The organism is Empedobacter sp. GD03865 (genome assembly GCF_029840775.1).
Taxonomy (GTDB): Bacteria; Bacteroidota; Bacteroidia; order Flavobacteriales; family Weeksellaceae; genus Empedobacter; species Empedobacter falsenii_B.
Window position 1 is genome coordinate 59154 of sequence record NZ_JAOCDF010000012.1, and the last position, 13466, is coordinate 72619.

Annotated in this window: 11 protein-coding genes; 5 read left to right on the top strand and 6 right to left on the bottom strand. The window is 30.2% G+C overall.

Annotation, left to right across the window (positions count from 1 at the left end):
- The first annotated feature begins 47 nt into the window (after positions 1-47).
- The 3 genes from N5D46_RS06645 to N5D46_RS06655 all read left to right on the top strand — a co-directional run bounded on the left by N5D46_RS06645 (position 48) and on the right by N5D46_RS06655 (position 3670).
- Complete coding sequence (locus tag N5D46_RS06645) at positions 48-641, top strand: hypothetical protein (protein WP_280037800.1); 594 nt, start codon at positions 48-50, stop codon at positions 639-641.
- A gap of 122 nt (positions 642-763) precedes the next feature.
- Positions 764-3034 (top strand): histidine kinase, encoded by a 2271-nt coding sequence (locus N5D46_RS06650; RefSeq protein WP_280049529.1) that lies wholly within the window; start codon positions 764-766, stop codon positions 3032-3034.
- Between the two features lie 3 nt (positions 3035-3037).
- Positions 3038-3670, top strand: a complete 633-nt coding sequence (locus tag N5D46_RS06655) for a response regulator transcription factor (RefSeq protein ID WP_125349324.1) — start codon at positions 3038-3040, stop codon at positions 3668-3670.
- A gap of 413 nt (positions 3671-4083) precedes the next feature.
- Here the strand turns inward: N5D46_RS06655 and N5D46_RS06660 are convergent, their stop codons facing one another.
- Positions 4084-5070, bottom strand: a complete 987-nt coding sequence (locus N5D46_RS06660) for a lipoate--protein ligase (protein WP_125349323.1) — start codon at positions 5068-5070, stop codon at positions 4084-4086.
- A gap of 126 nt (positions 5071-5196) precedes the next feature.
- Complete coding sequence (locus N5D46_RS06665; protein ID WP_280049530.1) at positions 5197-7056, bottom strand: TonB-dependent receptor; 1860 nt, start codon at positions 7054-7056, stop codon at positions 5197-5199.
- Between the two features lie 87 nt (positions 7057-7143).
- Here N5D46_RS06665 and N5D46_RS06670 point away from each other — a divergent pair, with 87 nt between their 5' ends.
- On the top strand, positions 7144-8625 hold the full coding sequence (locus tag N5D46_RS06670) for a PLP-dependent aminotransferase family protein (RefSeq protein WP_280049532.1): 1482 nt from the start codon (positions 7144-7146) through the stop codon (positions 8623-8625).
- 353 nt (positions 8626-8978) lie between these two features.
- On the opposite strand, the gene N5D46_RS06675 is transcribed toward N5D46_RS06670, so the two are convergent.
- Positions 8979-9434: a DUF4442 domain-containing protein gene (locus tag N5D46_RS06675; protein WP_125349320.1), complete on the bottom strand. Its 456-nt coding sequence runs from the start codon at positions 9432-9434 to the stop codon at positions 8979-8981.
- A gap of 293 nt (positions 9435-9727) precedes the next feature.
- Between N5D46_RS06675 and N5D46_RS06680 the strand changes: the two genes are divergently transcribed.
- Positions 9728-10633, top strand: coding sequence for a DUF6268 family outer membrane beta-barrel protein (locus N5D46_RS06680; RefSeq protein ID WP_280049533.1), 906 nt, complete (start codon positions 9728-9730; stop codon positions 10631-10633).
- A gap of 37 nt (positions 10634-10670) precedes the next feature.
- On the opposite strand, the gene N5D46_RS06685 is transcribed toward N5D46_RS06680, so the two are convergent.
- From N5D46_RS06685 to N5D46_RS06695, 3 genes are all read right to left on the bottom strand, one after another.
- Positions 10671-11384 carry a response regulator transcription factor gene (locus N5D46_RS06685; RefSeq protein ID WP_280049534.1) on the bottom strand — a complete coding sequence of 238 codons (714 nt, stop codon included), beginning with the start codon at positions 11382-11384 and terminating at the stop codon, positions 10671-10673.
- A gap of 26 nt (positions 11385-11410) precedes the next feature.
- Complete coding sequence (locus tag N5D46_RS06690) at positions 11411-12253, bottom strand: histidine kinase (protein WP_347881018.1); 843 nt, start codon at positions 12251-12253, stop codon at positions 11411-11413.
- A gap of 280 nt (positions 12254-12533) precedes the next feature.
- Positions 12534-13124: a porin family protein gene (locus N5D46_RS06695; protein ID WP_280049535.1), complete on the bottom strand. Its 591-nt coding sequence runs from the start codon at positions 13122-13124 to the stop codon at positions 12534-12536.
- Positions 13125-13466 lie beyond the last annotated feature (342 nt).

Here is a 13466-nt window from a genome sequence, read left to right on the forward strand (position 1 = left end):
TTGAAGAATTTTCGAGATAATTTAGCTGTATCAAAATAGAAAAGTAGATGAAAAAAATAATGGTTCTAATGGTTTGTAGTCTTTTGGCTTCTTTTGGAAATGCACAAGAATATACAACTAATAATATTATAATAAAGCAAGGAAATCAAACATTTAATATTGATAAAGCTGATCAAACAATTACGCTTCGTCCTGAAGAATTTAGTATTGAATATCTAAATAAACCTTATCAAGAAAAGAAAAATCTGTTTTACGCTGCACAAGCATTAGTGACTGATAGTTCGGCTGATGTTAATTTTCAAGAAGGAATAAAGATAGAAAGCATTCCGTATTTTGAATCTGGTAGTGGTTTTGCTGCAGAGAAAAACCAAGTCATATATTATCCGTTTTTATCGTATGATGGACATCAATATTTATATTATGTTTCAAATAATGAAAAACGTGTGGATAAAATTGGAACGTCTGGAAATTGGGATATTTACAAATGGACATTAAAAGGTGTTTATCAATATGACGCTGAAATGGATTGGAATATTTACGACAACGATCAAGTACATATTGCTTTAATTATTGATCGAAATTTAGACGAAATTCTTCAAAAGGGTGAATTTTTCGACGTTCATATTAACTTTAAGAAATAACAATAACCTATATCCTAACCTACCTCAACTTATGTACAAACTAAAACAGTCTTCGGATTGTTTTAGTTTCTTTGATTCTACAAAAGACATTATATTAGCTCAAATAAACTCAACATCACAATATGTTAAAAAGTAACAGTGCTTTAAAAACTCTTTTTTTTCAACTTATAGTCATTATTTTATGCGCTATTAGTGGAATTGCTAATGCACAGGAAGTACTGATTAATTTTGAGAATCAATATAATAAAACGGCTCCTAATTCTATTGAACGATACGAAATAACCGGAAAATATGCGCAAGCTTTATTGTTTAATAATCAAAAAGAAAAAGCTTTCACTGTTCTGAAACAAAATATTTCGAGCGCCGAAAAACTGAGTGATGGAAAATATGCTGCTTATTTACATGCTGTTTCTGCAATGAATAATCGTATTGATGATAATTTGAGTGCAACAAACTATAATTTGCAAAAAGCAATTTATTACAGCGGACGCACAACTGATTATTCAACAAAAGGATATGTTAAATATTGTGAAGGATGGTTGAATTTAAGAAACAATGAAGATTCTAAGGCTGTAAAAAATTTTATTGATGGGCTTAAATTTCTAGATAAAGCTACTATTACGCCAACTGTTCTTACACGAATGAGTTCTATTTATAACGAATTGACTGGAATTTATTCGAGATGGGATGATTACGAATTACAAGAAAAGTACAGCAAACTTGCTTTAGATGTAGCGCTTAAACAAAATAATCCTAATCTAATTTTTACTTCTTATATGTCGATTGGATACATGTATGAACAAAAATTTATGCAAAATGAGAAGAATATTTTTGTGCGAGATTTAGCCGAAAAATATTATTCTAATGCAATTGATACGTATTATAAAAACAAAAATGAAATGGCTACAGCAACAGATTTGTCGTTTGTTGCTATTAATCTAGCCAATTTATATCTTCAGTTTTATCCAAAAAACTATCAAGGAAAAGTTATCAAATATGCCAATTTAGCCAAAGAAATAGGAGAACAAAATAATCAATCCGATCACGTTGCCGCTGCTAATGGTATTTTAGCCGAATTATCTTTGCAGAATAACGAAGTTTCTACTGCAAAAAGCTATCTACTCAATTCACTTATAAAAGTCAACGAGAATACAATGCCTGACAAAAATATTCTTCTTTCGTTGTATTTAAGCTTATCTAATATTGAAGATCGTGAAGGGAATTACAAAGAAGCTTTGCGTTATTATAAATTGTATACATCTACTTACAAAGAAATTTATGATAACGAACAAGCGCAGATCAGTAAACGTTTAGAAGCTCAATTTGATAAAGAACGTCAGCAACAACAAATGATTCGTTTACAATTAGAAGCTGAGAAAAAAGAGCAACAAATTCAACTAATGCACTCATTAGGAATTCAACAAGAACAAGAGTTAGAAAATGTAAGATTAAGTGAAGATTTTCAACGTAAACAATTAAAGTTATCTCGATTAGAATCCGATAAACGCTCACAAGAATTAACTATTTCTGAACAGAATTTAAGGCTTTTTAAACTAGAAAATAAAAATAGAAAAGACGAATTGGTCAATTATATCACAGAACTTAATTTCAAAAATAAATTAAACAAGTATTACATCTTTTCGATTATCTTTTTCATCGCCTTACTTGCTCTTTTGCTTTATGCCTTAAAACAACGCAACAAACATCTAAAACAACGTGAAGAATTGTATAAATTGGAAATTGAACAAGAACGTCAAAATTCTAAAATATCTACTTTAACAGCACTTCTTGATGGTCAAGAGCAAGAACGTGCTCGTCTTGCACGTGATTTACATGACGGTTTAGGTGGCTTACTTTCTGGAACAAAAATTCAATTAACGCATCTCAACGATAAAATTGACAATCATTCTAAAAAGGATATGGCAAAATCCATTCATCAATTAGATGGAGCAGTTGATGAATTGCGTCGTGTAGCACATAATTTAATGCCAGATTTGTTGTTGAAATATGGTTTGGAAGAAGCCTTAAAAGAATATGCAATCCGAATGTCAAATGAACAATTGGATATTGATGTTCAATTTTTGAGCTATACTAATTCTCTTGACAAAGAAAATCAATTATTGGTCTATCGTATCATTCAAGAATTAGTAAATAATGCCATTAAACATGCAAATGCAGCACAAATTATCATCCAATTTGTAGAAGATGAGACAAACTATTCTGTAACCGTTGAAGATGATGGGAAAGGCTTTGACATGAATAATACAAAACTAACGAAATCAGCAGGTTTACATAATATTCAATCACGCATTCAATTTTTAAAAGGACAATTAAATATACATTCAGAAATCGATTTAGGAACAAGTATAGAGTTCCAATTTCCTAAAATATAACTTATGATAAAAATAGCAATCACAGACGATCATCCTTTATTATTAGAAGGTTTGCGAAATATTTTGAGTAATCAACAAAACTTACAAGTGGTCGATTGTTATGCTTCGGCTCAACAATTACAAGAAGCCTTAAAAACAACAGAAATTGATATTCTTTTGTTAGACATCAATTTATCGGATACTAATAGTATTGAATTGATTAAACCTTTCAAGAAAAAATATCCTGATATGCACATTATTATGTTGAGCGTACACAATGAATACGCTGTAATTAATAGTTGTTTGGAAGAAGGTGCTTCGGGTTATATTCAGAAAAATGCTTCTGTTGACGAAATATTAGAAGGAATTAATTCTATTTTTGATGGAAAGAAATTTCTTTGTTCACAAACCAAAAATGTGATGAGTAAAAAAGAAAAAGATGGTTTGAATACGATTCCGAAATTGACGCGTCGCGAAAAAGAGGTTTTAATTGAAGCTGCACAAGGATTAACAACACAACAAATTGCAGATAAGTTATTTATTAGTACACATACGGTAGATAGTCATCGAAAAAATTTGATCGAAAAATTTAAAACATCAAATTTAAGTTCAGCAATCACATCAGCAATAGAATATGGATTGATTTCAAAACCTTAAAAAATACCTATAAATAGGGATATTTTAATTCTAAAATTTTTATCAATTTTGAAAAAGAAATAACAATCTATATTTCAACCACTAAACAACCCAAAATAAGATTACTAACCAATTCTTATTACCTTAACTACATCTATTGAAAAATCGCTTAGTTCTCTACTTAAGCGATTTTTTTTATATTACTAATTAACTAAAAGTCGTGAGCTCTTCCGTCTTTATTTTTGCAAAAAACTGAGAAATAGGAAGGTTAAAATTAGATCAAGTAAGTTTTCAAAACGATTTTTCATCTAAAATGTAAAAAAACAAGTATCCAGAAAGGATTCAACAATTTCTTAAGAAGAAACAGAATTTTTTATCTAGAAGTAAAATTGAAATCAAAAAACCAAACTTTCATAAAAATTTGGCTTATAATTTTATCGAAATAATTCTAAAATTTCGTCTACTGTAACCTTTCCAAAATAATCTGTTACATCAATAGAATTCAGAACTTTTGTAATTTCTTCTTCGTTATGTTTAACACCAATTAGTTTATTTTCTAAACCTTCAATCGGTTCTGAAGCGAAGAAATCACCAAATATTTTAGCTTTTTCAATTATTCCGCCTCGCTCTACATCCAAGTGAACTTCAATAAAACCTGCTGGAATTTTCTTTGCATTTTTGAAATTATATTTTGGTGAAAAACCAAAATTCCAATCCCATGTTTGGTATTTTTCTTCAATCAATTTCGCAATACCATTCAAATCTTCGATTGTTAAATGATAAATTGTCGCTCCTTCATTTGTTGCTAACATTTCATCAATCAACAAAGCTTTCAACTCATCCGTCGTCATTTCATTTGGAAAATATTCGATCAAATTAATCACGCGCGCACGATTAGATTTGATGGCTTTATCCACATATTTTAAGGGATTAATTTTTAACGCATCGCCTAAAACAGACATATCCGAATTAAAAAGGATCGTTCCATGTTGAATCATTTTTCCATTACGAGCCAATTTTGCATTTCCACTAAACTTTTTACCATCAACCAACAAATCATTTCTTCCTTCCAATTTTGCAGGAACATTCAAATCGTTTAACAATTTGACAACAGGTTCTGTAAAAGTCGAAAAATCCATAAAATCATTCTGTCCTAATAATGTGTGAAAAGAAAAATTTAGGTTCCCTAAATCATGATAAACAGCTCCACCACCCGACATACGACGAACAACTTTGATGTTATTTTCAGTTACATAATCCAAGTTAATTTCTGCCAATGTATTCTGAAATTTTCCGACAATTATTGACGGAGCATTGATATACAGCAAAAAAATATCTTCTGTTGGATAGTGGTACAATAAATATTCTTCTAAAGCTATATTGAAATACGCATCATGAGATGGCGAATCGATGATAATCATACAATTTATTTTTGCAAAGTTAGGAAGAAATTTATGGAATGAAAAAGAGACAACTTTCCTAAAAAAGTTGTCTCATCGCATTTATAATATAAACTATTAAAGAGAATATTAAATGTTTGTCATCATCTAAATCCCTGTAAATTTAATTCCTAAACTCATCCAAGTTGTTGGCAACGGAATGGCTCCAGCTTCGTTATACGTAGTATTAAAAATGTTTTGTGCATCAAAATAAATACTCAAATTATTTTTGAATGAATGATTAATTCTTGCATCAGTAATCCAATAAGATTTATATGATTGACGTGTATTATAACGATTCGCTAAACTTAAAGTAGTTCTTCCGATTGCATAATCTATTGTATTGATTAACTGATGTTTTAAACTTTCTATTTTATATTTAGAATTGTATTGATCATCAACATTTTTAAACTCAGGATCAAGATAAGAATAGCTCAAAGAAAACTTCAAACTTTGGTTCGCAGAAAGATTTGCTAAGTACGAAACCTTCGTATTAAATCCATTCGTTTTTAAATCTCCAAAGTTTTGCGCTTCCCAAGGTTCATTAGATGTTAAACGTACCCAATCGATAAAATCTGTGATCGAACGATAAAAATAATAGGCATTAAACGTCCAATTTCTCTTGTTATATTTGAATCCAATTTCTGTTTGAAAAGCCTTCTCAGATTCTACATTTGCATTTCCTATATTTCCTGGTCGTTGATCCAAATACAAATCTGTAAACGAAGGAATTCGCTGACTTGTACCTGCATTTACCATCAATTTCAAGTTCGAATTTACTGCATAACTCGCATCAATTCCTGGAAATGCTTGCCAACCATATTGCGAATTATAGTTAACATACGTTCCGACATTTACATTCAGTTTTGGAGTAACGTCCGTTTTATATTCCGCATAAAATCCAACATTATCGCGTGTATGATTTTTGATACTTGTCGATGATATTTGCTCATTTCGGTATTCAACTCCTACTCCAATTTGCCCTTTATTCAATTGGTACGTCGAGTTTACTTCTCCCGAAATAGAATTTGAATAATGCAGAGAACGAGCTTTACTCAAATCGTTTTTATAATAGCGATAATCATCAAAATTGTAACGATAACTCACTCGTGGCGCTAAGGTAATTCGATCCGATAATTGATGCTTTGATTGAATGTTAACTAAAGTTGTTTCAACCAATTCTTTCGAATTTTTATCACCCGGAGATGCATAAAAACCATTTGCTCCAAATCCATTTTTCACATAACCATACGAAGCAACTAAACTATTGTCATCATCAAACTGAAAATTCCCTTGATAATACAATTTATTGTTCTCGTAAGCCGTATTGTATCGGTATCCATTTCCCCAATCATGGCTCACATACAACTGATGTTGATGCGTTTCTTTTGCCAAATTCGCACCAAGCTGCACACCTCTACTTGTGTAGGTATCGCCTGTATCTTCGCTATCTTTCTTAAAATTTGTACCAAAATAGGTATTCGCATAAACGCCCGTTTTCTTTGGTTGACGCGTGACAATATTAATAACACCTGTCAAACTATTATTTCCATAAACACGAGCAGCCGGACCACGTACCACTTCAATTCTATCAATCGCTTCTAGGGGAATGGGAAGATTTAACGCATTATGAGCCGTTTGATGATCCATTATTTTTACACCATTCAACAAAATCAATGTTTGCTCAAAACTTCCGCCATCCATCGAAATATCAGCTTGCGTTCCAAACGGTCCTCGTTGACGCAAATCTATTCCAGATGCATACTGCAACACATCTTGCAAAGAACGCGCAGGTAATTTGTTTATTTCTGATTTACTTAACACATAAATGTTTCTATTCTCTTTAGAAAGTGGCGTATTCAGACGGTTATCTAAAATAGAAACTTCTCCTATCGCAATGGTATCATTCGCATTTTGTGCAAAAATACTTTGTGCAGCTAAACACAATACCATAGTAATCTTCTTCATTTTTGACTAATTATTTAATTAATTGAGTTAAATCTGATGCGAAAGTAGTACCTTTCCGACCTGTCATAATATACCAGTTTACAGATAATGAATAGTCCGGTTGAAATACCATACAAAAGTTTTATCAAAATCGAACGCAATTCGGATACACCGATTTATCTTCAATTAGCGAATCAACTGGCTAAAGCTATACAATTAGGCTATATTCCAAGTGGAACAAAATTACTTGGAACGAGGCAATTAAGTGAGATTTTAACACTTCATCGCAATACAATTGTCAATAGTTTTCAGGAACTTGAAGCTCAAGGTTGGATAGAAATCGTTCCAAATAAAGGAAGTTATGTGTTAAGTCAAACTTCTCAAAAGTTTCAGAAAACGATTGTTCCAAAACAGTTTTCAATCAATTTGTATCCTGATAGAACGGGTTTTCAATTTGAACAATCGATACTTTTGGATAATCCGTACGAAAATTTTAATCAACGATTATATTTAACAGATGGATCAATCGATCATCGGTTAGCAGAATTAAAACTTCCTGCTAAATTATATTCAGCTATTTTAAAACGAAAAACTTCAATTTCAAAAGTAAATCATTCCAAAAATGATTATTTTTTAAAGAATTTAGCGAATTATCTCAATTTAACACGAGGTTTACATATTTCGAAAGAAAATATTTTGGTAACGAGAAGTTCGGAAATTTCACTTTTTTTAATTGCTGAAATTCTACTAAAACAAAATGATTTTGTCGCTGTCGCAAATTTAAGTTACTATAAAAGTAACATGATTTTTCAGACACAATTTGCTAAAATCAAACAAATAAAAACGGATCAATTTGGAATTGACACCGATGATTTAAGAAGATTATGCGAGCAATTTCCGATACGAATTGTTTACGTTACACCGCATCACCATTATCCTACAACGGTTACATTAAGTTCGCAAAGAAGAGTTGAATTACTACAACTTTCGCAGGAATTTGGTTTTGCAATTGTGGAAGATGATTACGATTTTGATTTCCATTACAGCAATCATCCAATTTTACCTTTGGCAAGTTCGGATCAAAATGGAATGGTTCTTTATACTGGAAAATTTGGTCATTACCTTGCACCAGGTTACCGAATTGGATTTATTGTAGCACCGAAAAATCTAATTCTTGAAGCGAAGAAACACTTATCAATTCTTGATCAACAGGTTGATCCATTTATCGAACAAGTTTTAGGTGAAATGATTAGTGAAGGTGAAATAAATCGAATCCTAAAAAAACATCGTAAAACCTATCGAGAACGACGCGATTATTTTTGTCAGAAATTGAAAACGGAATTAAATGATTTTATCAGTTTTACTAGTCCAAATGGAGGTTTAGCTGTTTGGATTAATTTTAATCAACCTATAAATTTAATGGAATTAAAACGAAATTGTTTAAAAAATGAATTGTTTATTCCACAAACAATTTTATATCAAACCCAACATCAAACTGGAATTCGCCTTGGATTTGCGCATCTAAATTTTGAAGAAATAGATGAAGTAATTTCAATTTTGAAACAAGAAATCACAAAAAAAGCTGAATAAATTTCAGCCTTTATATTTTTATGTAGGATTAATTACAATTAATCTAAAATCAATGTAATAATTAATTCCTATAAAATAAATCAACGCTAAAAAAGCATAAATTATAAATTGTTTTGATAGTCTGATTTTGAATTTTTTTAGCATAATTCCAACCAAAAAATTAAGTATAATCAACTGTAAAACAACTAAAAATGAATACTGAATTATAAAATACATAACACTAGAAAAATTTACAATACGAATTGAACCGTAACTTTTGTAGGATTCGTGAAGAAATAATACTAAACAACTTACAAAAGAAACAATAAAACTAAATAGTACAGAAATTAAAAATGTTTTAAGTATTGGTTTCATTATTTTTTATCTCTCAACTTGAATGTCCACGTAAACTGAAATTCTGAAACAACATCTCCTTCCTCGTCTACGCCTCTACTTGTCACATTTAGCGATACACCTTTCTTCGTTTCGATCGCTTCTTTTATAGCTGCGTCTATTTTTTCTCCATCTTCGCAAGTAAACACAATTTTACCAATAGCTTTTTTCAAATACTTCGATTGCATTCCCAAAACCAACATCGATATATCTTCACCTGATTTCGCAATCTTAGCATTTGCCATCAAACCAGAAGAAAATTCTGCTGCCATTCCTTGCACTGCCCAAAACATACTTTTGAACGGATTTTGGTTAAGGAATCCATATTTTACTCGTGTCGAAACTTTATTTTCTTCCCACGATTCCAAACGAACTCCCGCAATCCACGCAATCGGAATTTGAGTTGTCAATATATTTTTAAAAAATTCTTTGTTCATATTCTCATTATATCAAAAAGGGTTAATATAATAAAAGTAAATGTTTTATTTGATTTTCTTCAATTATTGAATAAATTAATTCTAAAGTTACTTATTCGTTACGCCTTATTCTACTAAGAAAAGAAAATGTAATTCATCGATATTTAGAACGCAAAAAAGTAATCAAAAAACTCTTCTCGACTTTAGAATAAATAATGATATCGTTCTTCTATCGCCGTATATCAATCAGGAATAGCAATTCGTCAAGTAATTTATTTTTTTACTATTAAAACTCCTCTCTTTGGCAAAAAAAGATGAATAAAAACATTTTAATTTCCGCGTTTAGTTTATTAACGACTTTCTTAAATGCACAGAATAAAATTGGGGGTCAATTAAAAATGGAATATGTACCATTTTCCAATTATATACGTCCAATAGATAGCTTAAAAACAGATTCGAAAAGCGATTTCAAAAAAGCTGAGTTGAGTTTGAAAATTCCTTTATATACGAAAGAATTAAAAAATGGAAAAGTTAGCAACTGGTCTTTGTTATTTAGTACTGCATATGCAAGAATGAACAATAAAAATTATGAAGAACAATTATTTCCATCAGAAATGTTGAATACGCAAATTGGGTTACAATATTTTTCACCTATTAGTTCTTCATGGTCAATTTTGACAATGGCTTCAGTAGGTATTTATACTGATATGGAAAATATATCTGCTAATGATATTTTGGGGCAAGGAGGTATTTTATTTATTAAACATTTTAATCCAAAATTAGCTTTAGGGTTAGGACCTGTATTATCGAATAACTTTGGAGTTCCTATGGTAATGCCAGGAATTTATTTTGATTGGAAAACTGGAGGTGACAAATTCAATGTGAATATTAATTTTCCAGAAGGTGTAGAAGCAGGTTATCAAATGACAACAAACTTTGCTTTGAAAGGCGTGGTAAATCTTAGTGGAATGGTTGCTGAAAGATCCAAAGAAGGCAAATCATTATTAGTAGGTTATCAGCAAGTTGTAGCAGGTTTACGTCCTGAAATAAAATTGAGTAATTCGCTAAAACTCCAATTAACAGGAGGAACGACTTTGGTACGATCTTTTTCCGAAAATGAAAGAAGTTTAAAGAGTCTTTTTAGAAAGAAAGATATTGCAGACCCTCGTTTTTCGACAACCTTTTATTCAGCGTTGAGTTTACGTTGGAACTTACCTTAATCACATAAAATAGCCTCAATAAATATTGAGGCTATTTTTATTTACTAATTAATTTTTTATAGACTACTTGATTGAGTAATTCATCCTTTTTATTCCTAGAAATAGGAAGTTCATGTTTGCCTATATAAATTCGACCTCCAGAAATTATTTCTATATGTGTTACATTCACTAAGAAAGATTTATGTATGCGAAAAAAATGATTCATTGGTAAAGACTCTTCTAATACTTTCATGGTTTGGTGAATTAGAATAGATTTATCTTTGAAATGTAGTTTTACGTAATTTTGCATACTTTCTACATATAAAATATCTACCCAAGAAATTTTGGTAAAAGTATCTCCTTGTCGTACATATAGAAAGGGATCATTGAGAATAGTCCCATGTTTTATTTTTTCGTTAAGTACAAATGTTTGATAGGCTTTATTAACCGCTTGATAAAATCGGTTGAATGCAATTGGTTTGAGTAAATAATCAACGACTTGCAATCGAAATCCTTCAAGCGCATATTCGGAATAAGCGGTAGTAAAAATACAAAGTGGTGGATTTTCTATTTGTTCCAAAAATTCGAGACCAGAAAGATAAGGCATATTAATATCCAAAAAAATTAGATCAATTGTGCTTTCTGTAACATATGTAGTTGCTTCTAGAGCTGTTGAACAAGTTTGTATAATTTCTATAAAATCAATTTGTTCCGCCATATCTTTGATATGCTGACGAGCCAAAGGTTCATCATCAACAATCAAGCATTTCATTTTTCTTGAAATTAGATGTGTTGTAGTCATGTTGAAGATAAATTAATAGTTAAATAGACTTTATATAATTGTCCATTTTCAGTAATATTTAATTGATAAGTTTCAGGATAAATTAAATTTAGTCGCTTTTTTACATTTTGTAATCCAATTCCACCTACACTTTTAGATTGAATAGGAATTTTAGCATACGTATTTTCGATACTCAAATGAATTTGATTGTTATTTTCGTTAAAGTTTATTTTGATAAATCCTTTATAATCGGGAACTCTACTTACATGTTTAAATGCATTTTCTATAAAAGGCACCAATAACAAAGGAGCAATCATCGCTTTTTTATTCATTATGGTGAATGAAGTGGAAACATCAATTTCATTGCCCCAGCGTAATTTTTCTACATCAATCAAATCCTTTAAATACTGAATTTCATTCTCTAACACGACTTCGTTTTTGTTGCATTCATAAAGTTGATAACGTAAAATATCCGAGAATTTAAGTAGTAAGAATGAAGCTAGTTCGGTATCCTTTTTCAATAAAATATGAATATGATTCAATATGTTAAACATCACATGAGGATTAACCTGATCTTGTAATAATTTGAGTTGATTTTCTAAATGATCTTGTTGAAGTAAAATATGATCACGCTCAATTTTTCCATGTTCTTGATAAAAACGAATTCCACAAGCAGTACCAATTATTAATAAAGATGCAGGTATAGAAAGATAAAATCCTTTCCATAATATAGGAATTTGATCAGAAAAATAAACTGGTAAAGGTTCTTTTGAGCTAACACTTATATAGGTAAAAACAAAAGAGTTAAAAATAGACAATGTCAAAATAAAGAAAATTGAAAGAATTAAAAACTGTTTCATTTTCTTCTTTTGCAATGCTTTTGGAAGTAATTTCTCTGTGAGATAATAGGTTAATATAATTGAATAAAATAATATTGCAATAGTTTGTAGTAAAGCATCGTATTTTGAATCATTTGCTTGGAAATTAAGCCAAAGTGTAATACCTAAAACAATCCAAAAAATGGTAATGAAAAGATGTTTTTTAAAGAATTTAAAATTCATTGTATTAAAGTAAATTAAAAAAAATAAAAGAAACCACAATAGGTATTGCAGTTTCTAAAATTAAGTATTGTTATCCGAATTAAAACAAAAAGTAGCCAATTCCAATCGAAAAACTTTTAGGTTTTGATTTGAAGTTCTTACTCACATTGGATAGGCTATTTTCATAGCTAAAGTCAATCGATAATCGTTGAATATCGAATCCTAATCCTGCGATTAAACTAATAGATGATTTATCAAATTTAGAAAAGGCTTGTTTGATGTCATCTGCTCCGGTAATTTCTTTTCCGAAAGAATAACTATAAAGTCCGCCTGTAAAAGCACGCAAATTAAATTCGTTTGTATTTACAATTTTATACCCTATTGAAACAGGAATATCAATAGAATTCCAACTTAGTTTCGAGCTTTCAGTCTCTCCTTCAAAACTAGTTTTTCTTTTATTAAACAACGTTTCTCCTTGTAAATAAGCACTTCCTAAATCTAATCTAGCCATTGCACCAGCTTGATATCCAAAACTGTATTTTCCTTCAAAACTTTCTGTAGAAGAGATATTGGTTAAATTTCCTCCAGCCTTTATACCCAAATGGATTAGTAATGATGTCTGAGCTTTTACATGTATTGAACATGAGATACAAGACAATAATAAACCGAATAGAACAATTTGTTTTTTCATTATACGAATTTTTATATTTCTGAGACAAAACAACGAGGAAGTTTCTGATGTAAAAATTCAATTTGATGAATGGTAGATTACCATAGATATATGGATGATGTAAGCTTATAAAAGTAAAATATCACTTTTTAACTCAAATAATTTTTTCAAAAGCAAATGTTGTCATTTTAAGCACTGTCATTTCTAGGTTCCGAGAAGTCACTTCAAAGAAATAATCCATCCTAGTATGAATTATAAAAAAAATCCAGACGATAAGTCTGGATTTTTTATGATCATTTTTTAGATTTAATTAGATAATCTAATGACTGGATTAACTAAAGCTTCTTGACAATTTTGAAGCTT